Consider the following 22,513-nt stretch of genomic DNA (forward strand, 5'->3'; position numbering starts at 1 on the left):
GGGCCGGCCGACCGGCGACGGGCGGCCGGCGGCCGGTCAGTCGTCGAGGCCCTCGGCGGCGCGGCGCTCGCGCAGCTCGGTGATCGCCTGGCGGCGGGCGAGCCGGTGGGTGCGGCGGATCTGCGCCTCCTGGTAACGGCGCTCGTCCCGCTCGGTCTCCGGGATCACGGGCGGGACCTGGCGGGGCTTGCCGTCGGAGTCGACCGCGGTGAAGACGAGGTAGGCGCTGCCGACCTGGGTGGCGGGGGTGGACTCGTTCCACCGCTCCGCGAGGACCCGTACGCCGATCTCCATCGAGGAGCGGCCGGTCCAGTTGCACTGCGCGCGGACGTGGACCAGGTCGCCGACCCGGACCGGGGCGAGGAAGGCCATCTCGTCCATCGACGCCGTCACGGCGGGCCCGCCCGAGTGCCGCCCGGCCACCGCGCCGGCCGCGTCGTCCACCAGCTTCATGATCACGCCACCGTGCACGGTACCGAGGAGGTTGGTGTCGTTGGCGGTCATGATGTGGCTGAGCGTGGTCCGGGAGGCCGAGATCGGCTTGCCCGCGGGCACCGACGGTATTTCTGTCATGGAGCCACCATAAGTGGGCACCCCAGGCATCAGCTCTGCAACAGCCGCGGTACGAAGCGTCCACCTGGGTGTCGGGCGGCACGCCGCGGCAGGCATCCTTGTGCGCATGAATGACTGGGACGGGTGGAACGGCGAGCGCGACGCGCGCGGCCGCCGCGATGACGGGTACGGGCGCGGCAGCGGGCAGCCGCAGCCGGAGGGCGCGCAGCGGATGCGCCACGTCCAGCGGCAGCCGCAGCCGCCGCAGCGCCCGGCCCGCCCGCCGGTCCCCCCGCAGGGACCGCCGCAGGGACCGCCGCAGGGCCGCCCCGGTCCCGGAGTGCCGCCGCAGCAGACGCAGGGACCGGACGCCTCGTACGACGGCGGGTACAACACCGGCCAGGTCTACGGCCGGCCCGCGGGCCCCGGCGGACCGGCGGGACCGGGCCGCCCCGGGCGGCCGGGCGGGAGCGGCGGTCCGGGCCGTCCGGGCGGTCCGGCGGGACCCGCGCCCGACTGGCGCCGGCGGATCAAGATCGGCTCCATCGTGCTGGTCTCCGCGCTCCTGGTCACCTCCATCGGCACCTACTTCTGGGCCGACTCCAAGGTGCGCCGCGAGGTCGACCTCTCCAAGGTGATCGAGCGCCCCAAGGAGGGCGACTGCACCACGTACCTGATCGTCGGCTCCGACAGCCGCGAGGGCATGTCCGACGAGGAGAAGAAGAAGCTCCACACCGGCTCCGCCGAGGGCAAGCGCACCGACTCGATGATGGTCCTGGCGAAGTGCTCCAGCGGGAACACGATGATCTCGCTGCCGCGCGACTCGGACGTGGAGATCCCCTCCTTCGTCGGCTCCCAGTCGGGCAAGAAGTTCCCGTCCCAGGGCCGGCGGGTCAAGCTCAACGCGGCGTACGCGGAGGACGGACCGGAACTGCTGGTGCGGACGATCGAGTTCAACACCGGGCTGCGCATCGACCACTACGCCGAGATCGGTTTCGCCGGGTTCGCGAACATCGTGGACGCGCTGGGCGGCGTGGAGCTCGACATCGAACAGGGTTTCAAGGACGAGAAGTCGGGCGCCGACTTCAAGGCGGGCCGCCAGACCCTCAACGGCGAGCAGTCGCTGGCCTTCGTGCGCACCCGCTACGCCTTCGCCGAGTCGGACCTCCAGCGGACCAAGAACCAGCAGAAGTTCCTCTCGGCGCTGGCGAGCCAGGCGGCCACGCCGGGCACGCTCCTCAACCCCTTCGCCCTCTACCCGGTGATGGGCGCGGGCCTGGACACCCTCGTCGTCGACAAGGACATGGGGCTGTGGGACCTCGGTCAGATGTTCTTCGCGATGAAGGGCATCACATCGGGTGACGGCGTGTCGATGAACATGCCCCTTTCCGGTCAGAAGGGCGGCAACCTCGTCTGGGACAAGGCGAAGGTGCAACAGCTGGTCAAGGAGATCCAGAGCGACCAGAAGGTCACCGTCCGGGGGCAGTGAACCGGCCGCGCGGCAGGCGCGGGACGGGGTGCGATGAACCACGTGCTGTGGACAGTGCGAGGGTTTCTCGTAAGACTGAGGCGGCCCATGCAACGGGGGGGATGCCCGGCTGGGCCCCGCCGTCCGGCGCGGCGCTCAGCACGTTCGGGCACGCGTCCGTCCTGCCCGTGGAGCGTTCATGTCCTTGCACCCGTCCCCGCGCGTCCTCAGCGACCGGCGGGAAGACGGCAGACCCTCGGCCTGGCCCACCCTGCCCCGGCCCGCCCGGTCCACCGGGGAACCGGCGGACCGGCCCCGGCTGCGGATCCTGGACGGGCTGCGCATCCTGGCGGCGGTGCTGGTGCTCGTGCACCACTACACCCGCCAAGAGGTCTGGGGGCGCGACGCGTTCGGGTGGCTGACCGTGGTGGGCCGCTACAGCTGGATGGGCGTGGAGCTGTTCTTCATGATCAGCGGCTTCGTCATCTGCATGTCGGCGTGGGGCCGGCCGCTGGGCTCCTACCTGCGCAGCCGGGTGATCCGCCTCGGACCCGCGTACTGGTTCTGCGTACTGCTCACCATGGGCGTGCTGCTGGCGGTCGGCAAGCCCTTCGGGGGCGCCGGGCCGGGGCTGAGCCAGATCCTGACGAACCTGACGATGTTCCAGACCCCGCTGGGCAGTGCCGAGCTGGACCCCTCGTACTGGACGCTCTGGTCCGAGCTGCGGTTCTACCTGATCTTCGCGGCGGTCGCCTGGACCGGCCTGACGTACCGCAAGGTCCTGAACTTCTGCTGGATCTGGACGGTCGCCTCGCTGCTCGCCCCCGGTTCCGGGCTGCCGATCCTGAACGTCCTCGCGAACCCCACCTACTCCCCGCTGTTCATCTCCGGCATCTGCTTCTACCTGATCCGCCGTGAGGGGCCGCGCGCGGGCGAGCCGTGGGTGCTGCTCGCGTTCTCCTGGCTGCTGACGCAGCGCTGGCTGAACGACATCGTCCACTGGAACACCGTCAAGGGCGACCGGCTGTCCTGGGAGATGTGCCTGCTCGTCGTGACCCTGTGCTACGTGGTCATGGCCGCCGTGGCCCTGGGGTGGCTGGACCGGATCGACTGGCGCTGGCTGTCGGTCGCGGGCGCGATGTCCTACCCGCTCTACCTGCTGCACCAGCAGATCGGCGTGACGCTGCTGCGGATGTGGCGGCAGGACGTGGAGCCGTGGACGCTCCTGCTGTCGGCGACGGCCGTGATGCTGCTGGCCTCGTGGCTGATCCAGCGGTTCGTGGAGCGGCCGGCGGCCCGGCGGCTCAAGCGGTTCCTGGAGGCCCGTCCGGGCGTCGGGCGGACCAAGCCCCTGCGCGAGACGCCGTAGGGGCCCGCGGACGTCGGGCTCCGGACACGAAGGAAGGGGCACCCCTCTCGGGGTGCCCCTTCTCCGTGTTCGCGTGCGCGTGTCCCTACGCGTCCGCCTGCCCGGCTACTTGCCGGCGCGGGCGCGGAGCTTCCACGGCATGGCGATGGACTCCAGCTGGACGGCCAGGTTCATCTTGGACTCGCCGACGGTGCGGTCCTCGAAGTGGATCGGGACCTCCATCACCTGGAAGCCGCGGCGCAGGGCCTTGAACTTCATCTCCACCTGGAAGCTGTAGCCGGCGCTGCCGATCGACGCGAGGTCGATCGCCTTCAGCGCGTCGGCGCTCCACAGGTTGAAGCCGCCCGTGATGTCGCGGACGCGGGTGCCCAGGATGGTGCTCGCGTAGGCGTTGGCCCAGCGGGAGAGCAGCTTGCGGTGCGCGCCCCAGGCGTCGGAGAGGGTGCCGCCCGGCACGTAGCGGGAGCCGACGACGAGACCGGCGCCGGTGGAGCGGGCGACGCCCAGCATCTCGGCGATCTTGCCGGCCGGGTGGGAGCCGTCCGCGTCCATCTGGAGCACGTACTCGGCGCCGTCCTCGACGGCCTTGGCCATGCCGGCGGCGTAGGCGCGGCCGAGGCCGTCCTTCGCGGTGCGGTGCAGGACCGACATGCGCGGCTTGCCGTCCTCGGTGAGGAAGCCCTCCGCCAGCTCGTCGGCGATCTTGCCGGTGCCGTCGGGCGAGGAGTCGTCGACGACCAGCAGGCGCAGGCCCGGCTGGTCGAGACCCATGAGCAGCTCCACCATGCCCGGCAGGTTGCCCGCCTCGTTGTAGGTCGGCATGACCACGGTGAGCGGGGTGTGTGCCCAGGTGTCGGGGAGCTTCGTGGTTGCGACGTCGGTCGCGCGGGGAGTCTGCTGCTCGCCTATCACAGGTTGTGCCTCACTGAAGTTGGTCACCGGTCGGAGGAGAAGCGGACCGCGGCGTCGGGCAGTTCAGCCTCGCACCACACCCGCACCCCTGCGCGAAGTTCGTTGTCGGCCCCTACGACGGCACCGTCTCCGACGACCGCGCCGTTCACCACCGTGCGCGAACCCACCGAGGCGCCGGCACCGATGAGGCTGGCGCTCACCACCGTGTCCGGGCCGAGGGTCGCACCGTCCAGCACGATCGAGCCCTGGACGACCGCGCCCGATTCGATCCGGGCGCCGGCACCCACCACCGTACCGCCCGACAGCTTGGCTCCGTCCGCCACCACCGCACCCGGGAGGACCAGGGCCTCGCCGCGGGGGCCGGGGACGGCCGGGGAGCTGACGATGCCGCGCACGAGGTCGGCCGAGGCCTGCACGAAGGACTCGGGCTTGCCGAGGTCCAGCCAGTAGGTGTCCTCGGTGACGCCGTGCAGCCTGGCGCCGGAGTCCAGCAGACCGGGGAAGGTCTCGCGCTCGACGGATACCGGCCGGCCGGCCGGAATGGAGTCGATGACGCTGCGGCGGAAGACGTAGCAGCCGGCGTTGATCTGGTCGGTGATGATCTCTTCGGGGGTCTGCGGCTTCTCGGTGAAGGCCAGCACCCGCCCCTCGGAGTCGGTGGGCACCAGGCCGAAGGCGCGCGGGTCCTCGACCCGCACCAGGTGCAGGGAGACGTCGGCGTCGGCCGCCTGGTGGGACTCGACCAGGCCGGCGATGTCCAGGCCGGTCAGGATGTCGCCGTTGAAGACGAGGACGGGGGAGTCCGGGCCGCCGGTCAGCCGCTGCGCGGCGTTGCGGATGGCACCGCCGGTGCCCAGCGGCTCGTCCTCGACGACGTATTCGAGGGTGATGCCGAAGTCGGAACCGTCGCCGAAGTAGGGCTCGAAGACCTCGGCGAGGTAGCAGGTGGCCATCACGATGTGGGTGACACCGGCGGCTGCGGCCCTGGCTATCTGGTGGGCGAGGAAGGGAACTCCGGCCGCGGGAACCATCGGCTTGGGGGTGTTCACCGTCACGGGGCGCAGTCGCGTCCCCTGCCCGCCGACCAGCAGGATCGCTTCCGTCATTGTTTTCTCCCCAACCGGTTCGGGCGTACGAAGGTTCAAATTTAGCCCATCCGGGGACATGCCAAGGCCGTGGGCGGGCCCTGCGGGGGCCGCCACGGCCACGTTCCGGTTACGGGCGGACGGCCGCGCGGAGACGGGCGGATTGCGGCACATCGGACACCCCTGCGCGCGACCGTCCTCTATATATGAGGACACATCACGTGCGCCCGCCCACCTGGTGGACCATCACCGCTGGTCAGAGAGGTGCGCCGGGCACCGCCCCGTCCCGTGGCGCGGCGGGCGCCGCCGGACCCCTCCGTAACGGATCCGGTGCACAAGGGTGTTTCGCCCGCCCCGGTTGACGGCCGGTTGTTCCGAACCTGTCGGCAACCCGTTACGAAGCCTTGCCCCTTCTCCACGCGAAAGGCCCCCGACGGGACGCCGGGGGCCTTCGTGCGTGCGGGACGGCTACGGCAGGTTGCGGGCCATGACGATCCGCTGGACCTGGTTCGTGCCTTCATAGATCTGCGTGATCTTCGCGTCGCGCATCATGCGCTCGACCGGGTAGTCGCGGGTGTAGCCGTAGCCGCCGAGGAGCTGGACGGCGTCCGTGGTGACCTCCATGGCGACGTCGGAGGCGAAGCACTTGGCCGCGGCGCCGAAGAAGGTGAGGTCGGAGTCGACGCGCTCCGACTTGGCGGCGGCCGAGTAGGTCAGCTGGCGGGCGGCCTCGATCTTCATGGCCATGTCCGCGAGCATGAACTGCACGCCCTGGAAGTCGCCGATCGGCTTGCCGAACTGCTTGCGCTCCTGGACGTAGCCCTTGGCGTAGTCCAGCGCGCCCTGGGCGATGCCGAGGGCCTGGGCGGCGATGGTGATGCGGGTGTGGTCGAGGGTCTTCATCGCCGTGGCGAAGCCGGTGCCCTCGGCGCCGATCATGCGGTCGGCGGGGATGCGGACGTTGTCGAGGTAGACCTCGCGCGTCGGGGAGCCCTTGATGCCGAGCTTCTTCTCCGGGGCGCCGAAGGAGACTCCCTCGTCGCCCTTCTCGACGACGAAGGCGCTGATGCCCTTGGAGCGCTTCTCCGGGTCGGTGACGGCCATGACCGTGTAGTACTCGGAGACGCCCGCGTTGGTGATCCAGCGCTTGACGCCGTTGAGCACCCAGAAGTCCCCGTCGCGCACGGCGCGGGTCTTCATGCCGGCGGCGTCGGAGCCCGCGTCGGGCTCGGAGAGCGCGTAGGAGAACATCGCGTCGCCCTTGGCCAGCGGGCCGAGGTACTTGGCCTTGAGCTCCTCCGAGCCGGAGAGGATCACCGGGAGGGAGCCGAGCTTGTTCACGGCCGGGATCAGGGAGGAGGAGGCGCAGACGCGGGCCACCTCCTCGATCACGATCACGGTGGCGAGGGCGTCGGCCCCGGCGCCGCCGTAGGTCTCGGGGACGTGGACGGCGTGCAGGTCGCTCGCGACCAGGGCGTCGAGGGCCTCCTGCGGGAAGCGGGACTCCTCGTCGACCGCGGCGGCGAACGGCAGGATCTTCGCCTCGGCGAGCGAGCGGACGGACTCGCGGAGCATGTCGTGCTCCTCGGCCGGGCGGTACAGGTCGAAGTCGGCAGAACCCGCCAAGACTCTCACTCCCCATGTGTGATGCGTGATGCTAACTACCGTTAAGTAACCGAAATCTTAGTGTCCGGGGTCCCGTCGGCGATATGTACGGCGCACGTGAGCTGCGTGACAGCGCGGACCCCGCCGGGGAACGTCCCCCGCACGGGGCGCGACTATGCTCGGTGGCCGCAAACGGCCCCGCACCTCTGGAGCATCCATGGCCCCCCTCAAGATCACTGTGATCGGCACCGGCTACCTCGGCGCGACACACGCCGCCGCGATGGCCGAGCTGGGCTTCGAGGTGCTCGGACTGGACGTGGTCCCGGAGAAGATCGAGATGCTGGCCGCCGGCCGGGTCCCCATGTACGAGCCGGGGCTGGAGGAGTTGCTCGCCGCGCACGTCGCCGGGCTGCCGGGCTCGACGGGCCGGCTGCGGTTCACCACCTCCTGGGAAGAGGTCGGGGAGTTCGGCGACGTCCACTTCGTCTGCGTGAACACCCCGCAGAAGCACGGCGAGTACGCCTGCGACATGTCCTACGTCGACTCCGCGATGACCTCGCTGGCCCCGCACCTGACGCGGCCGGTGCTGGTCGTCGGCAAGTCCACCGTGCCGGTGGGCTCGGCGGAGCGGCTCGCGGCGAAGCTCGTGGAGCTGGCCCCGGCCGGCGCGGACGTGGAGCTGGCCTGGAACCCGGAGTTCCTGCGCGAGGGCTTCGCCGTCCAGGACACCCTGCACCCCGACCGGATCGTCATCGGCGTACGGGGCGAGCGCGGCGAGAAGGTGCTGCGGGAGGTGTACGCGACGCCGATGGCGGAGGGGACCCCCCTGGTGGTGACCGACTTCCCGACCGCCGAGCTGGTCAAGACGGCGGCCAACTCCTTCCTCGCCACCAAGATCTCCTTCATCAACGCGATGGCCGAGGTCTGCGAGGCCGCGGGCGGTGACGTGGCCAAGCTGGCGGAGGCCATCGGCCACGACGAGCGGATCGGCGCGAAGTTCCTGCGCGCGGGCATCGGCTTCGGCGGCGGCTGCCTGCCCAAGGACATCCGGGCCTTCATGGCCCGGGCCGGCGAACTGGGCGCCGACCAGGCCCTGACCTTCCTGCGGGAGGTCGACTCCATCAACATGCGCCGCCGCGGCCACATGGTGGAGCTGGCCCGCGACGCGGTCGGCGGTTCCTTCCTCGGCAAGCGGGTCGCCGTCCTCGGCGCCACCTTCAAGCCCGACTCGGACGACGTCCGCGACTCGCCCGCGCTCAACGTCGCCGGGCAGATCCACCTCCAGGGCGGGCAGGTCACCGTCTACGACCCGAAGGGCATGGACAACGCCCGCCGGGTCTTCCCGACCCTCGGCTACGCCGGCTCCGCGCTGGAGGCCGCCCGCGGCGCCGAGGTCGTCCTGCACCTCACCGAGTGGCGCGAGTTCCGCGACCTGGATCCCGCGGCCCTCGGCGAGACCGTGACCGACCGCCTGATCCTCGACGGGCGGAACGCGCTGGACCCGGAGCGGTGGCGGGCCGCGGGCTGGACCTACCGGGCCATGGGACGGCCGCACGCGTAAGGGATTTGGGGGGGTACGGAGGCTGACCTGGGCGTATCCCCCTACCCCGTTTCGACCGGTCGCACCCAAGTAAGTGGAATAAATGACTGGGTAGACTTCGGGCCGATGACCACGACCAGCAGCCCCCCGACCAACCCCACCGCATCTGCGACGGCGGCGCCCGCCACGCGTGACCGGCGGGGATCCTTCGAAGCAGCCATGCGAGGACGCGGAGCCCTTCTGGGCATCGCGGGCTTCTGGCTGGCCAGTCGGGCCGCGATGCTCTGGATGCTCGTCAACGACTTCTTCAGCTCGAACGTCGTACGGGTAGAGATCACCGCGACCTATCACAACTGGTACAACGTCCTCGTCACGTGGACGATGCCGCACAACGACATCATGTGGCAGTACCCCCCGGCAGCCGCGGCGATCTTCCTGTCGCCCGACCTCCTGCCGTTCCTCACCTACTTCCAGGCCTTCGTCGCCCTCACGGTGCTCTGTGACGCGGTGGTCCTCGTCGGCCTGATGCGCGCCGCACGCCGCACCGACGGCAGCATGGCCGGCGCCGTCCTGTGGCTCGTCACGCTGCCGATGCTGATGGCCACCCCGTTCGCCCGCTACGACGTCCAGGTCACCCTGCTCGCCGTGGCCTCGCTGCTCTGCCTGCGCTACCGCCCGAAGCTCGGCGGGGTCATCGCCGGCATCGGCGCCATGGTCAAGGTGTGGCCGCTGCTCACCCTGCTCGGCACCCCGCGCGGCAAGTCGACGCGCGAGGCCTTCATCGCCGCCGCGCTCTCCTGCGTCGCGCTGCTCGCCGTCTTCGCCGCGCTGTTCCGCGACACCCTCGGCTTCCTGGGCAACCAGGGCTCCCGCGGGGTCCAGGTCGAGTCCCTCGGCGGCAGCGCGCTGATGGCGGCCCGGCTCGTCCACCTGTGGCCCGGGAAGATCAACTTCCAGTACGGCGCCTTCGAGTACGTCGGGCCGTACGTCTCCAGCATCGCGCGGGCCTCCCTCGCGCTGACGGTGATCGGCTTCCTGCTGCTCCTGCTGTGGCGCGTGAAGGCGAACCGCTGGTCGACCGCGACCCCGTTCGACGCCGCGCTCTGCGCCATCATGGTGTTCACGGTCACCAGCCGCGTCATCAGCCCGCAGTACATGATCTGGCTGCTCGGCCTCGCCGCCGTCTGCCTGACGTCCCGGCACACCACCCAGCGGCCGATCGCCTGGCTGCTCGTGGTCGCGACCGCGCTCACGTCGCTGATCTTCCCGGTCTGGTACGGCTCGGACATCCTGACCAACTCCACGCTCGGCACGATCCTGCTGTGCGCGCGCAACGGCCTGCTGCTGTACGCCACGGTGTGGTCCGGCCTGCGCCTGTGGAAGGCGACCGTGCTGCCCAAGGGCAGCCTGGCCGCCGAGTCCGCCTAAGGAATTCTGCGGTGCTGTGCGGCGCGGGCCGTGAACTCCGCGTCGCGCAGCACCCTCTGGGCGTTGCCCCAGGTCAGCAGGGCCAGGTCGGACTCCGGCCAGCCCCGCTCCAGTAGTTCCGCGAGGAGTCTGGGGTAGCCCGAGGGATCGGTGAGCCCCGCCGGACGGGGGGTCGCCCCCTCGGCGCCGAAGGCGGCTCCCAGTCCCACGCACTCCGGGCCGGCGACCGTCCGCAGGTGGTCGAGGTGGTCCGCCACCGCGTGCAGGGAGTCCCCCGTCCGCGCGGTGTCGAAGGTGACCATCGCCAGACCGCCGGCCGCCCTGAGCGCCAGCAGCACCTCGTCGGTGACGTTGTCCGGATGCGCGGTGAGCGCCGCCGCCCCCGTGTTCGAGACGATCACCGGTGCCTTCGACGCCGCCGCGAGCTGACAGGCCGCCACCGGCGGGCAGCCCGTGAGGTCCAGCAGCATCGCGAGCCGGTTCACCTCCTTGACCACTTCGTGGCCGAAGGCCGTCAGCCCCTCCAGCGCCCAGGACGCCCCCGCCGGCGCGAGGATCCGTACGCCCAGCGTGTGGAAGGCCCGTAGCGCGCCGAGCGAATCGGTCAGCGTACGTCCGGACACCGGGCCGAGGAACGAGGCGATCCGGCCGCGGTTGCGGGCGTCCAGCATGTCGTCGGCGCTCAGCCCCAGGCACAGGCCGTCGGGGTAGCGGCGGACCAGGGCGAGCGCCACGTCGATCAGTTCGAGGGTGTCGGAGACCACCTGGTCGGCCGCCCCGCCCTGGCGCGCCCGGCCCGGCGGCACGAGCAGCGACCAGAACTGGGCACCCACTCCACCGGCCCGCAGCCGCGGGATGTCCGTGTCGATCTCGGTGTCGGGGGTTTCGATGTCGTGGTACGGGCTCTGGCTCAGGGTCCAGACGAGGCTGTTGCACCCGTCCGCCACGGGATGTTCGGCGAGCAGCGCGGTGGCCCGCTCCAGGGCACCGGTCACCTCCGCTTGGGCGGACACGTCCTCGGCCCCGGCGGAGCCGGGGCCCACCGGGAGGCTGGGGTCGGCGTGCGGGTCGTCCTGCAGGTCGGCCATGGCGTTCGCTCCGGTCTCGGCGGCAGCGGGAGGGAGGAGATGTGGTGCCACCGTGACATGTGGGGCGGCCGGGACGCCCGGCGGATGTGGCGTTCGGGTGGAGGAGGGTGCGGAAAGGGCCGGAAAGGGGCGGGCCACGGGGTGGAACCCCGCGACCCGCCCCCGGTGGAGCGTCAGAGGTGGGCGTTCGACGGCCCCCGGGACGCCGACAGGCCACGGGCCACGCCCTCGGCGTCGCGCAGCGCCCGTACCGCGTTCGACCAGGTCAGCTTGGCCAGGTCGGCCCGCGACCAGCCGCGCGTGAGCAGCTCCGCGATCAGGTTGGGGTAGCCCGCCACGTCGTCCAGCCCGGACGGGGTGAAGGCGGTGCCGTCGTAGTCCCCGCCGATGCCGATGTGGTCGACGCCGGCCACCTCGCGCATGTGGTCCAGGTGGTCGGCGACGGTGGCCGCGGTGGCCACCGGGCGCGGCCGGCCCGCTTCGAAGGCCCGGTGCAGTTCCATCGCCTCGGGTGAGGTGTCGAGGTGGTGGAAGCCGTGGGCGCGCAGGTTCTCGTCGGCCGCCGCGGTCCACTCCACGGCCGCGGGCAGGATGAACTTCGGCACGAAGGTGGCCATCGCCACGCCGCCGTTGACGGGCAGCAGCTCCAGCACGTCGTCGGGGACGTTGCGCGGGTGGTCGCAGACGGCCCGCGCCGAGGAGTGCGAGAAGATCACCGGCGCCGAGGAGACGGCGATCGCGTCGCGCATGGTCGTCTCCGCCACGTGCGAGAGGTCCACCAGCATGCCGACGCGGTTCATCTCACGGACGACCTCGCGGCCGAAGTCGCTGAGCCCGCCGTGGCGGGGCTCGTCGGTCGCCGAGTCCGCCCAGTCGATGGTGTCGTTGTGGGTGAGCGTCATGTACCGCACGCCGAGGCGGTGCAGGGCGCGCAGGGTGGCCAGCGAGTTGTTGATGGAGTGGCCGCCCTCGGCGCCCATCAGGGAGGCGATCCTCCCCCGTTCGCGGGCCGCCTCCATGTCGTCCGCCGTCAGCGCCCGCACCAGGGTGTCCGGGTAACGGTCGATCAGCTGGCCGACCGCGTCGATCTGCTCCAGGGTGGCGCTGACCGCCTCGTCACCCGCGAAGTCGGAGCGTACGTACACGGACCAGAACTGCGCGCCGACCCCGCCGGCGCGCAGCCGGGGGATGTCGGTGTGCAGGTGGGCGGACTGGTCGGCGCCGATGTCGCGCCGGTCCAGGTCGTAGCGGACCTGGTTGCGCAGCGCCCAGGGCAGGTCGTTGTGCCCGTCGACGACCGGGTGCTCGGCGAGCAGGCCGCGCGCCTCCTCCAGGCGCTGCGCCGCGCTCACTTGCCGAATCCGAAGGAGTCCGCGCCGGCGACCTTCGTCCGCAGCCGCTTGCCCTTCTCGGTGGCCTGGTCGTTCAGCTCCTGCTGGAACTCGCGCATCCGGGCGAGCAGCTCCGGGTCGTGCGCGGCCAGCATCCGTACGGCCAGCAGGCCCGCGTTGCGCGCCCCGGCGACGGAGACGGTGGCGACGGGAACCCCGGCGGGCATCTGGACGATCGAGAGCAGCGAGTCCATGCCGTCGAGGTACTTCAGCGGCACCGGGACCCCGATGACCGGGAGCGGGGTGACCGAGGCGAGCATGCCGGGCAGGTGGGCGGCCCCGCCCGCGCCCGCGATGATCGCCTTCAGGCCGCGGCCGGCGGCCTGCTCGCCGTACGCCACCATCTCGCGGGGCATCCGGTGGGCGGAGACGACGTCGACCTCGTACGGGATCTCGAACTCGTCCAGTGCCTGGGCGGCGGCCTCCATGACCGGCCAGTCGGAGTCCGAACCCATGACGATGCCGATGACGGGACCTGCGGTAGCGGTGCTCATGCGGTGATGGTTCCTCTGAGGTAGCCGGCTGCGTGACGTGCGCGCTCCAGCACATCGTCCAGGTCGTCGCCGTAGGTGTTGACGTGGCCGACCTTGCGGCCGTGTTTCACGTCCTTGCCGTACATGTGGATCTTCAGCTGGGGGTCGTGCGCCATGCAGTGCAGGTACGCCGCGTACATGTCGGGGTAGTCCCCGCCGAGCACGTTGGCCATGACCGTCCAGCGGGCCCGGGGGCGGGGGTCGCCCAGGGGGAGGTCCAGGACCGCGCGGACGTGGTTGGCGAACTGGGAGGTGACCGCGCCGTCCTGGGTCCAGTGGCCGCTGTTGTGCGGGCGCATGGCCAGTTCGTTGACGAGGATGCGGCCGTCGGTGGTCTCGAACAGCTCCACGGCCAGGTGGCCGGTCACGTCGAGTTCCTTGGCGATGCGCAGGGCGAGGGCCTGGGCCTCGCCCGCGAGGGCCTCGGAGAGGTTCGGGGCGGGGGCGATCACCGTGTCGCACACGCCGTCCACCTGGATGGACTCGACGACGGGGTACGCGACGGCCTGGCCGTGCGGGGAGCGGACGATGTTGGCGGCGAGCTCGCGGACGTAGTCCACCTTCTCCTCCGCCAGGACGGGGACACCCGCCTTGAAGGGGGCCTCCGCGTCCTCGGGCGTGCGGACGAACCACACGCCCTTGCCGTCGTACCCGCCGCGCACCGTCTTGAGGATGACCGGGAAGCCGCCCACCTCTTGCGCGAAGGCCGCCGCGTCCGCCGGATCGCTCACGATCCGGTGGCGGGGACTCGGCGCGCCGATCTCGTCGAGCTTCGCGCGCATCACCCCCTTGTCGGCGGCGTGCATCAACGCGTCGGGCCCCGGGCGGACGGGAACGCCGTCCGCTTCCAGGGCCCGCAGGTGCTCGATGGGCACGTGCTCGTGGTCGAAAGTGATCACATCGCAGCCGCGCGCGAAGGCGCGCAACGTCTCCAGGTCGCGATAGTCGCCGATGACGACGTCGCTCACGACCTGGGCCGCCGAGTCCTGTGGGGTGTCACTGAGGAGCTTGAATCTGATGCCGAGGGGGATGCCCGCCTCGTGGGTCATGCGGGCGAGCTGCCCGCCGCCGACCATACCGACTACCGGGAACGTCACCACTCCAGGGTATCCGGCGGTATTCCGCCATCCGGACGTGGCCCTGGCGCATACCCGTGTGCCGGGCCGTGTGCCGTGCGTCGCAGGGGTGCCGAGGCGCGTACGGAGCCCGGGGGCGACACTTAACATGTCGGGGTTGACGAAATCGAGTGACGCTCCAGCGCGGGGCGGCGACGACGGACAGGGACTGAAGGATCACATGAGTACGCCGAAAGCAGCACCGCTGTCCGAGCGCTTCCGCGGTCTCGCCCGGGAGGCCGCCAAGTTCGGTGCGGTGGGCGGGCTGGGCGTCCTGGTCAACTTCGGTGTGTTCAACCTGCTCCGGAGCACGACCGACCTCCAGACGGTGCGCGCGAACGTCATAGCCATCGTGGTGGCCATCGTCACCAACTACATCGGCTTCCGCTACTTCACGTACCGCGACCGCGACCTCGGCAGCCGCCGCCGCGAGATGGTCCTCTTCGTCCTGTTCAGCCTGATCGGCATGGTCATCGAGAGCGGCGTGCTCTACGCGGCGACGTACGGCTTCGGCTGGGACAGCTCGCTGCAGAACAACGTCTTCAAGTTCCTGGGCATGGCGATCGCCACCGTGTTCCGCTTCTGGTCCTACCGCACCTGGGTCTTCCAGGCGCTGCCCACGCCCGCGGCGCCCTCGCTGGTCGTCGAGCAGCGGGACGGCCACGACGCGCCGGCCGCGGCCCTCACCCCGCAGCCGGCCTCGCCGGCCGCGAAGTAGCCGGTCCCTCGAAGGCGGAGCCTCCCGCGGCGCGGCACCCGCTGCCGGCCCGGCTCCCCGTCCCGGTCCGGCCGGTCAGCGGACCGTCGGTTCCGGCTCGCTCCGCTGCGGCGCCGTACGGCTGAGGAACAGCGCGAACACCGGCGGCTGGCTCTGGAGCAGCTCCAGCCGGCCGCCGTCCGCCTCCGCGAGGTCCCGGGCGACCGCGAGGCCGATCCCGGTGGAGTTGCGGCCGCTGATCGCCCGCTCGAAGATCCGGTTGCCGAGGTCCGGGGGGACGCCGGGTCCCTCGTCCGTGACCTCCAGTACGGCCTGGTTGCCGGTCACCCGGGTGCGCAGGGCGACGGTGCCGCCCCCGTGCATCAGCGCGTTCTCCACGAGGGTCGCCAGGACCTGGGAGACCGCCCCGGGGGTGCCCACGGCCCGCATCCCGGTCTTCCCGGAGCGCACGATGGCCCTCCCGGCGCTGCGGTAGGCCGGCCGCCACTCCTCCACCTGCTGCTTGACGACCTCGTCCAGGTCGAAGGGGACCGCCGAGCCGGTCCGCGGGTCCCGCGAGTTCGTCAGCAGGCGCTCCACCACGTCCGTGAGCCGCTCCACCTGGGTGAGGGCGATGGTGGCCTCCTCCCGTACGGTCTCCAGGTCGTCGGTGACCGTGATCTCCTCCAGCCGCATCGACAGGGCCGTCAGCGGGGTCCGCAGCTGGTGGGAGGCGTCCGCGGCGAGCCGGCGCTCGGCCGTGAGCATCCGGCCGATCCGCTCCGCGCTGGAGTCGAGCACGTCGGCGACCCGGTCCAGCTCGGGGACCCCGTAGCGCTTGTGCCGGGGCCGCGGGTCGCCCGATCCCAGCCGCTCGGCCGTCTCGGCGAGGTCGGTGAGCGGGGAGGCGAGCCGGTTGGCCTGGCGTACGGCGAGCAGCACGGCCGCGACGACCGCGAGCAGTGCCACCGCCCCGACCACCGCCAGGGTCCGCCCGACCTCCTTGGTGACGGTGGCGCGGGACTCCTCGACGGTCACCACCTCGCCCTGCTCCCCGCGGGCGGTGCCCCGGATGACGCTGTCGGGGATCCGGTCGCCGACCTCGACGACGGGCCGGCCGGGGATGGAGATGCGGGCGTAGGTGCCCACGTCCAGCTGCTCGGCGAGCGCGGAGGGGTCGACCGGCTTGCGCTCCAGCGCGTCCGCCTCGACGGTGCCCAGCAGCCGCAGCGCCTCGGAACCGATGCGGTCCTGGGCGCTGCTGGTGATGGTCCGGGTCTCCACGATGACGAGGGAGATCCCGAACACGGCGATCACGACGAGCACCACGGCGAGCGTGGAGTTGATCAGGCGGCGGCGCATGGCTTAGAGGATGCCCTAACGGCGAGGGCTCAGCTCTTCTCGAAGCGGAAGCCGACGCCGCGGACGGTGGCGATGTAGCGGGGGTTCGCGGCGTCGTCGCCCAGCTTCTTGCGGAGCCAGGAGATGTGCATGTCGAGGGTCTTGGTGGAGGACCACCAGGTGGTGTCCCAGACCTCGCGCATCAGCTGGTCGCGGGTGACGACCCGGCCGGCGTCGCGGACCAGGACGCGCAGCAGGTCGAACTCCTTGGCCGTGAGCTGGAGCTCTTCCTCTCCCATCCAGGCGCGGTGGGACTCGACGTCGATGCGCACGCCGTGGGTGGCGGGGGCCTGGGCGGCCTCGTTGGCGCCGCGCCGCAGCAGGGCCCGGACGCGGGCCAGCAGCTCGGCGAGCCGGAAGGGCTTGGTCACGTAGTCGTCGGCGCCGGCGTCGAGGCCGACCACCGTGTCCACCTCGTCGGCCCGGGCGGTGAGGACGAGGATGGGGAAGCCGTGGCCCTCGGCGCGCAGTCGCCGGGCCACCTCCAGGCCGTCCATGCCGGGCAGTCCGAGGTCCAGGACGACGAGGTCGACGCCGCCCTGCAGTCCGGCCTCAAGGGCGGTGGGGCCGTCCTCCCGTACCTCGACCTCGTAGCCCTCCCGGCGCAGGGCGCGGGCCAGGGGTTCCGAGATGGATGCGTCGTCCTCGGCGAGCAGTACACGCGTCATGTGGGTGATGGTAGTCCGCGGCGGCTGCGAGGAGGTGCTTGCCCGCACACCCCTCTCGAACTGGGCTTATGAACTACTAACGGCCTTCGAATATGACGAAACGGTTCCCTGAAAGCCTGTGATCCATCTCTCAAGTCCTTCCATATGGCGCAGTGTCCTGTCGTATGGTGGCGAGACGCCTGATGCACTACCCAGGGGATCTTTGTGCCGAAAAGCGAGCCAAAGACCTCAAATTCTGCTCTGGTCGGTTTCATCCGGCCCAGATGACAGTGAATGACCTGTGGGCCGGGCCCTGCACGCGATGCTGCGCGCAGGGCGTGGATCCCGGTGACTGCTGTTCCTTCGTCTCCCGAGCGGAGCCGAGACCCCAGGGCGTGGGGTGGGACACCCGTCTGCCGGTGCCGGCCACCCCCCACCGGGCGCTGAACAGCTCACGAAGCCGAGCGTCCCGAGCAAGCAAGGATCGACCATGGCTTCCAGCCTGACGAAGGACTCGGCGACCCCGGCCGCCGAGAAGACCTTCTTCGGACACCCCCGTGGCCTGGCCACTCTCTTCATGACCGAGATGTGGGAGCGGTTCAGCTTCTACGGCATGAAGGCCCTCCTCCTCGTCTACCTGCTCTCGGGTGGCCCGGATGCCAAGAAGGGCAGCCTGGCCGGTGGCATCGGGATGGACGAGGGCACGGCGATCACCGTGTTCTCCATCTACGTCTCCATGGTCTACCTGCTCGCCCTCCCGGGCGGATGGCTGGGCGACCGCGTCTGGGGTCCCCGCAAGACGGTGACGATCGCGGCCGTGACGATCATGTCCGGTCACATCATCCTCGCCCTCCCGGGCGGCGCGACCTTCTTCGTCGGCCTGGCGCTGGTGGCGCTCGGCTCCGGTCTGCTGAAGGCCAACATCTCGACGATGGTCGGCCAGCTGTACAAGGACGCGAACGACCCGCGTCGTGACGGCGGCTTCACCATCTTCTACATGGGCATCAACGCCGGCGCCTTCTTCGCGCCGCTGGTGATCGGCACCGTCGGCCAGGAAGTCAACTGGCACCTCGGCTTCGCGCTGGCCGCCGTCGGCATGGGCATCGGCCTGATCGCCTTCCTGCTCGGCACCAAGAACCTGAACCCGGTCAGCTCGGTCGTCCCCAAGCCGCTGTCGGCCGAGGAGCGCTCCGCCTGGATCCGCAAGATCGTCGCCGTCGTCGCGGCCGTGGCCGTGTTCTACACCGCCGTCGCCATGGCCGGCATGTTCACCAAGGCCTGGGCGACCATCCCGCTGACCCTGATCGGCCTGATCATCCCGACCGGTGTCCTCATCCGCATCAAGCGGGACAAGGACCTGTCGGGCACCGAGCAGTCGAAGATGACCGGCTACATCTGGTTCTTCGTCGCCGCCGCCGTCTTCTGGATGATCTACGACCAGGGTGCCTCGACCGTCCAGTCCTTCGGTGAGACCAAGGCCTCCGGCGCGCTGCTCGGCTTCGAGTTCCCCTCGTCCTGGTACCAGTCCCTGAACCCGATCTTCATCATGGCGCTGGCCCCGGTCTTCGCCTGGATCTGGGTGTGGCTGAACCGCAAGGGCAACGAGCCGTCGACGGTCGGCAAGTTCGCCGCGGGCCTGTTCTTCATCGGCGTCTCGTTCTTCTTCTTCCTGGTCCCGATCGCCCTGGCGGCGAACGGCCAGACGGTGAGCCCGATGTGGCTCGTCGGGATCTACCTGATCCAGACGGTCGGCGAGCTGTGCATCTCCCCGGTCGGCCTGTCGGTCACCACCAAGATGGCTCCGGCCAAGTACGCCTCGCAGATGATGGGCGTGTGGTTCCTGGCGGTCACCGCCGGTGACTCCGTCACCAGCCTGCTGTCCGACCCGGCCGTGTTCGGCATCGACCTCAACGGCACCGGCGCGGTGGCGATCGAGGCCACCCTGGCCGTCCTGGCCGGCGTCGCGGTCTTCATGTACCGCAAGAAGGTCAAGGCGCTCATGGGCGACGTGCGCTGACGCACGCCCCCGCGAAAGCCGCGAACGGCCCGGCACACCTCCTGGTGTGCCGGGCCGTTCCGTTGTGCGGGCGTACGGCGCGGGGCCGCCGGGACCGCGAAGCCGTACGCGCCCACCTACGGGGGACGTGCACGGCTTCGGTCACTGGCCGCCGGTGCCGGTGCCGGTGCCGGTGCCGGTGCCGGTGCGGCTAGCGGGTGCCGCGCAGGCGGCGCCAGGGGGTGAGGGTGAAGACCGCGGCTCCGAGCAGGATCACCGTGCCGGCGACGAGGGCGAGGGCCTTGACCCCGCCGGTGTTCTCGGCGCCGGTCTCGGCGAGGCCGCCCGCGGCGCCGCCGGTGCCGGAGGTCCCGGAGGTGCCGGCCGTGGTGGCGCCGGTGGCACCGCCCTGCTGGGCGGTGGTGTCCAGCTCCAGGGAGACCGCGCTGCTGGTGGCCTTGCAGGGCACGTTGATCGGGGTGGAGCCGGGGGCCATCGTGACGTCGATCGTCAGCTGGTCAGGGCTGAGCGTGGTCTTGCCCGTCTTGCCCGGCTTGTAGGTGCCGGTCATGTCGCTGAGGCTGACCGGGGCCTTGTCGGGGATCGGCTCGGCGTTGGCCGGGCCGGTGACCTTGACCGAGCCGCTGTCGGCTCCGCCCAGCTTGATGTCCATCGAGGGCTTCAGGGCTCCGGCGGGCAGGGCCATGGGGGCCGCCATGGCCCCCTTGGCGGTCTTGACCGTCAGGTCGTAGCTGCCGCCGTTCTTCTTGGCGCTGATCGTGACCGGGGTCTTGATGCCGCCCGGAACCACCGCGCCGCAGTCGTAGGCGACCTCGACGGCCTTGCCCGGGAAATCGGTCTGGCCGCCGCTGCCGCCGGTGCTGGAGCCCCCGGTCGTGGTGGAACCGCCGGTGGTGGTCGAGCCGCCCGTCGTGGTGGAACCGCCGGTGGTGGAACCGCCGGTGGTGGAACCGCCGGTGGTCGCGCCGCCGGTCGTGGTGCCGCCCGTCGTCGCGCCGCCCGTCGTCGCGCCGCCCGTCGTCGCGCCGCCGGTCGTGGTGCCGCCGGTGCCGCTGCCGGCCGCCACGTCGATGGTGGCCCCGCCGCTCACCTCACCCGTCGGCGCGCACTTCGTGACGAAGGTGCCGAAGGAGAAGGTGACCGCGACCTCGTACCGGCCGGGGGTCAGGCTGATCTTCCCCGCCTTGGTCAGCTTCAGCTTGCCCTTCATGACGGACATGACCATCGGCGCCTTCTTGGGGATCTCGGGGTTCTTCTTCTCCCCCACCACCTTCAGCTCGCCCGTGCCCCCGCCGAGCGCGATCCAGCCGGTGGGCTGGACCGCGTCCTTGGGGATCACCATCAGGTCGGTGTTGTTCGAGGCGGGCTTGACGGTCTCCCAGGACACGTCGACCTCGTCCCCGACCTTCGCCGTGGCCGGCGCCRTGATCCTGGCGGTGGTCTCGCCCTCCACCGGATCACCGCCGCCGGCCGGCGGCACGCACCTGACCTTGAACGTGGCGTCGGCGGCCTGGGCGGGCGAAGCCGCCATGGCGATACCCGCGCCGCTGAGCAGCAGCGCAACCACGGCCGCGCTCACCCTCCGTTGGGTCTTCACGAGTGTCCCTTCGTCGTCGGACTGTGATCGGACGGTGCGGATGTCTGTGGGGCGGGCGGCCGGCCCGCGCCGGGCAGCGGCTCCGGCTCCGGCTCCGGCTCCGGGGTGAACCAGGGCAGGACCGGGGCGGGGCCGGCCGGGGGCGGCCCCGCCGGCGCCCGTTCCCGTACGCCGGGGAGCCTCGGCAGCCGGGCCGTCACCGCGGAGGCCGCGTGCCGGCGGCCCCCGCCGGGCGCGGCGGTGCGCGGGCGGACCTTGTCGACGACGGCCATGCCGAGCCGGAAGAGGGCCGTCGGGATCACCAGCAGGAGCAGGGCCCAGAACAGCAGCACCCCGTACGGGCGGTCGACGCCCCACGGCTGGGTGGCCAGGACCGTGTCGCCGTACTTGAGGGAGACGGTGTAGTCGCCGTGGGCGCCGGCCGGGAGCTCCACGTCCAGTGCGACCTCGGCCTTGCCGCCGGGCGCGATGCCGCCCTTCCAGCGGGCCTCCTCCCACGTCGGGGCGAACACCCCGTGGGCGGTGCCGAGCTGGAAGACCGGATCCTTGACGGGGGCCGAGCCGAGGTTGCCGACGGTGACCCGGAACTTCCTGGCGGGCGGCGCGCCGAACCAGGTCAGCACCCCGTCGTCGCCGGTGAGGCGGACGCCGGTGAGCATCGCGAGGCGGGCGGTGCCGGATTCCGCGGGCAGTTCGGCCACCGGATGGTCGGTGATCCTCAGCGGTAGGGCGACGGTGGACTGGTCCCCGTTGACGGAGGTCACGTTCACCACGCAGGGGCACGGCTTGGGCGGGGCCACGACCGGCAGCCGGGCGGCGAAGCGGCCGTCGTCGCCGACCGCGACGGCGACCCCGTCGGCGTTGGCGCAGCTGTTGGTGCCGCCGATCATGTTCTGGCCGCAGACCAGCAGCATCACCATGGTCCTGGCCCGCCAGCCGGTCCCGTCGACGGCGAGCTCGGTGCCCTTGGCGGCCTCCTGGAGGGAGAGCGTCACGGCGGGCTTGCCGGTGTCGGCGGCGGCGGGCGCCGCGGCCGGGAGCAGGACGAGGGCGGCGAGGCAGGCGAGGGCGGCCGGCAGGGACGCGAGGCGGGCGCGGCGGCGGGCGGCTCGGGGCACGGGACCGCGGGTGCCGCCGGAGGGGCGGATGGGGCCGGATGTGCGGCCGGGGCTGGGGCTCACCTGGACGCTCCCGTCAGCTCGGGTTCCGGTGCGGGCGCCGCCGCGGGCGCGGGCGGCTCGGGGGGCCGTTCCCGGCCGGTGCGCCGGGTCCGTACGAGGAGCAGCGCGGCCGTCGCGAGCGTGCCGAGGGCGAGCAGCCCGACGCCGAGCCGCGCGGCGGTCCCCCCGGGCAGGAGCCACGCCGACCCGCGGGCGGTGGCCGGTGCGGCGCCGGGGGCGGTGACCGTGAGGGTGAGGGCGACCCGGTCGAGGGCGGGGGCGCCGGGCCAGGGCTCGCTCAGCTCGACCCGCCGGCCGGGCAGCAGCTCGACGGGCACCGCGTGGGCGCCCCGGCCGGGGACCTCGCCGAAGCGGCCCTCGGCGCGCACCGCGAGTTCCGGGGCGAGGGCCACGTTGCCGCGGTTGACCAGCGCGTACCGGATGACGGCGGAGGTGCCCGAGCCGTGCACGGCGACGTCCTCGACGGTGAGGGCGGCCAGGGCCGGGCCGCCGACGCGCAGGTGGACCCGTACCGCCGCCTCGTGGCCGGCCTCGGTGGCGACGACGGCGGCGGGGTGGTCCCCGGGCGCCGCGGCGGGCGGCACGGTGACGGTGAAGGGGACCACGGCGCGGGTGCGCGGCGGGACCTTCACGGTGGTGGCCGCGCCGAAGCTGATCCAGGAGCCGGCCGCGGCCCCGACGCCGGCCGCGGCCGGTGCGCCCTCCCCGGCCGGGCGGACCGCGAGGGCGCCGTCGGGGGTGTTGTAGGCGTCGGCGCCGCGCAGGGTGACGGTCCGTTCGCGGTCGCCGGCGTTGGCCAGGGTGAGGCGGTCCTCCAGGACGGCGCCGGCCGTGCCCGCGAGGTAGAAGTACGGGCGCGGGGTGCCGGGCCGCCCGGTGGCCGGCTC

19 protein-coding genes are annotated in these 22,513 nt (G+C 71.8%); 6 read left to right on the forward strand and 13 right to left on the reverse strand.

Features of this window, described 5'->3' with window-relative positions; all coding sequences use genetic code 11:
- Positions 1–36 precede the first annotated feature (36 nt).
- Complete coding sequence (locus tag AB4039_RS35460; RefSeq protein WP_266839406.1) at positions 37–573, reverse strand: acyl-CoA thioesterase; 537 nt, start codon at positions 571–573, stop codon at positions 37–39.
- A gap of 106 nt (positions 574–679) precedes the next feature.
- Here AB4039_RS35460 and AB4039_RS35465 point away from each other — a divergent pair, with 106 nt between their 5' ends.
- Both AB4039_RS35465 and AB4039_RS35470 read left to right on the forward strand, forming a co-directional pair.
- Positions 680–2,041 carry an LCP family protein gene (locus AB4039_RS35465; protein ID WP_266839407.1) on the forward strand — a complete coding sequence of 454 codons (1,362 nt, stop codon included), beginning with the start codon at positions 680–682 and terminating at the stop codon, positions 2,039–2,041.
- Positions 2,042–2,219: 178 nt separating this feature from the next.
- Positions 2,220–3,389, forward strand: a complete 1,170-nt coding sequence (locus AB4039_RS35470; protein ID WP_266839408.1) for an acyltransferase family protein — start codon at positions 2,220–2,222, stop codon at positions 3,387–3,389.
- Positions 3,390–3,494: 105 nt separating this feature from the next.
- Here AB4039_RS35470 and AB4039_RS35475 read toward each other — a convergent pair whose 3' ends face one another.
- From AB4039_RS35475 to AB4039_RS35485, 3 genes are all read right to left on the reverse strand, one after another.
- Entirely contained in the window at positions 3,495–4,211 is a 717-nt protein-coding gene (locus AB4039_RS35475) for a polyprenol monophosphomannose synthase (protein WP_266841684.1), read from the reverse strand.
- Positions 4,212–4,324: 113 nt separating this feature from the next.
- Positions 4,325–5,407 (reverse strand): nucleotidyltransferase family protein, encoded by a 1,083-nt coding sequence (locus AB4039_RS35480; RefSeq protein ID WP_266839409.1) that lies wholly within the window; start codon positions 5,405–5,407, stop codon positions 4,325–4,327.
- A 447-nt stretch (positions 5,408–5,854) separates the two neighbouring features.
- Positions 5,855–7,012, reverse strand: a complete 1,158-nt coding sequence (locus AB4039_RS35485; protein WP_266839411.1) for an acyl-CoA dehydrogenase family protein — start codon at positions 7,010–7,012, stop codon at positions 5,855–5,857.
- 196 nt (positions 7,013–7,208) lie between these two features.
- Between AB4039_RS35485 and AB4039_RS35490 the strand changes: the two genes are divergently transcribed.
- Entirely contained in the window at positions 7,209–8,552 is a 1,344-nt protein-coding gene (locus AB4039_RS35490; protein WP_266839412.1) for a UDP-glucose dehydrogenase family protein, read from the forward strand.
- 105 nt (positions 8,553–8,657) lie between these two features.
- Positions 8,658–9,959 (forward strand): glycosyltransferase family 87 protein, encoded by a 1,302-nt coding sequence (locus AB4039_RS35495; RefSeq protein WP_266839413.1) that lies wholly within the window; start codon positions 8,658–8,660, stop codon positions 9,957–9,959.
- Here the strand turns inward: AB4039_RS35495 and AB4039_RS35500 are convergent.
- From AB4039_RS35500 to AB4039_RS35515, 4 genes are all read right to left on the reverse strand, one after another.
- On the reverse strand, positions 9,956–11,047 hold the full coding sequence (locus AB4039_RS35500) for a membrane dipeptidase (RefSeq protein ID WP_266839414.1): 1,092 nt from the start codon (positions 11,045–11,047) through the stop codon (positions 9,956–9,958). The genes AB4039_RS35495 and AB4039_RS35500 overlap by 4 nt on opposite strands.
- A 173-nt stretch (positions 11,048–11,220) precedes the next feature.
- The gene (locus tag AB4039_RS35505; protein WP_266839416.1) at positions 11,221–12,399 is read right to left on the reverse strand and encodes a dipeptidase; all 1,179 of its coding nucleotides are present in this window, start codon (positions 12,397–12,399) and stop codon (positions 11,221–11,223) included.
- Positions 12,396–12,932 (reverse strand): 5-(carboxyamino)imidazole ribonucleotide mutase, encoded by a 537-nt coding sequence (gene purE / locus AB4039_RS35510; protein ID WP_266839418.1) that lies wholly within the window; start codon positions 12,930–12,932, stop codon positions 12,396–12,398. Before purE ends, AB4039_RS35505 begins: the two co-directional genes overlap by 4 nt.
- Positions 12,929–14,068: a 5-(carboxyamino)imidazole ribonucleotide synthase gene (locus tag AB4039_RS35515; RefSeq protein WP_442272687.1), complete on the reverse strand. Its 1,140-nt coding sequence runs from the start codon at positions 14,066–14,068 to the stop codon at positions 12,929–12,931. Before AB4039_RS35515 ends, purE begins: the two co-directional genes overlap by 4 nt.
- Before the next feature lie 199 nt (positions 14,069–14,267).
- Between AB4039_RS35515 and AB4039_RS35520 the strand changes: the two genes are divergently transcribed.
- Positions 14,268–14,804: a GtrA family protein gene (locus tag AB4039_RS35520; protein ID WP_266839421.1), complete on the forward strand. Its 537-nt coding sequence runs from the start codon at positions 14,268–14,270 to the stop codon at positions 14,802–14,804.
- 75 nt (positions 14,805–14,879) lie between these two features.
- On the opposite strand, the gene AB4039_RS35525 is transcribed toward AB4039_RS35520, so the two are convergent.
- Together AB4039_RS35525 and AB4039_RS35530 are read right to left on the reverse strand one after the other, a co-directional pair.
- Positions 14,880–16,145, reverse strand: a complete 1,266-nt coding sequence (locus tag AB4039_RS35525) for an ATP-binding protein (RefSeq protein WP_266839423.1) — start codon at positions 16,143–16,145, stop codon at positions 14,880–14,882.
- 29 nt (positions 16,146–16,174) lie between these two features.
- Positions 16,175–16,852: a response regulator transcription factor gene (locus AB4039_RS35530; RefSeq protein WP_030231763.1), complete on the reverse strand. Its 678-nt coding sequence runs from the start codon at positions 16,850–16,852 to the stop codon at positions 16,175–16,177.
- A 469-nt stretch (positions 16,853–17,321) separates the two neighbouring features.
- On the opposite strand from AB4039_RS35530, the gene AB4039_RS35535 reads away from it, so the two are divergent.
- Entirely contained in the window at positions 17,322–18,848 is a 1,527-nt protein-coding gene (locus AB4039_RS35535; RefSeq protein ID WP_266839425.1) for a peptide MFS transporter, read from the forward strand.
- Positions 18,849–19,038: 190 nt separating this feature from the next.
- On the opposite strand, the gene AB4039_RS35540 is transcribed toward AB4039_RS35535, so the two are convergent.
- From AB4039_RS35540 to AB4039_RS35550, 3 genes are all read right to left on the reverse strand, one after another.
- Positions 19,039–20,445 (reverse strand): hypothetical protein, encoded by a 1,407-nt coding sequence (locus tag AB4039_RS35540; protein ID WP_442272688.1) that lies wholly within the window; start codon positions 20,443–20,445, stop codon positions 19,039–19,041.
- Positions 20,442–21,563, reverse strand: a complete 1,122-nt coding sequence (locus tag AB4039_RS35545; RefSeq protein ID WP_442272690.1) for a hypothetical protein — start codon at positions 21,561–21,563, stop codon at positions 20,442–20,444. Before AB4039_RS35545 ends, AB4039_RS35540 begins: the two co-directional genes overlap by 4 nt.
- A 59-nt stretch (positions 21,564–21,622) precedes the next feature.
- On the reverse strand, positions 21,623–22,513 hold an 891-nt coding region (locus AB4039_RS35550; RefSeq protein ID WP_442272689.1), incomplete at its 5' end, for a COG1470 family protein.

The sequence above is a fragment of the Streptomyces sp. M-16 genome, from assembly GCF_052114405.1.
Classification (GTDB): domain Bacteria; phylum Actinomycetota; class Actinomycetes; order Streptomycetales; family Streptomycetaceae; genus Streptomyces.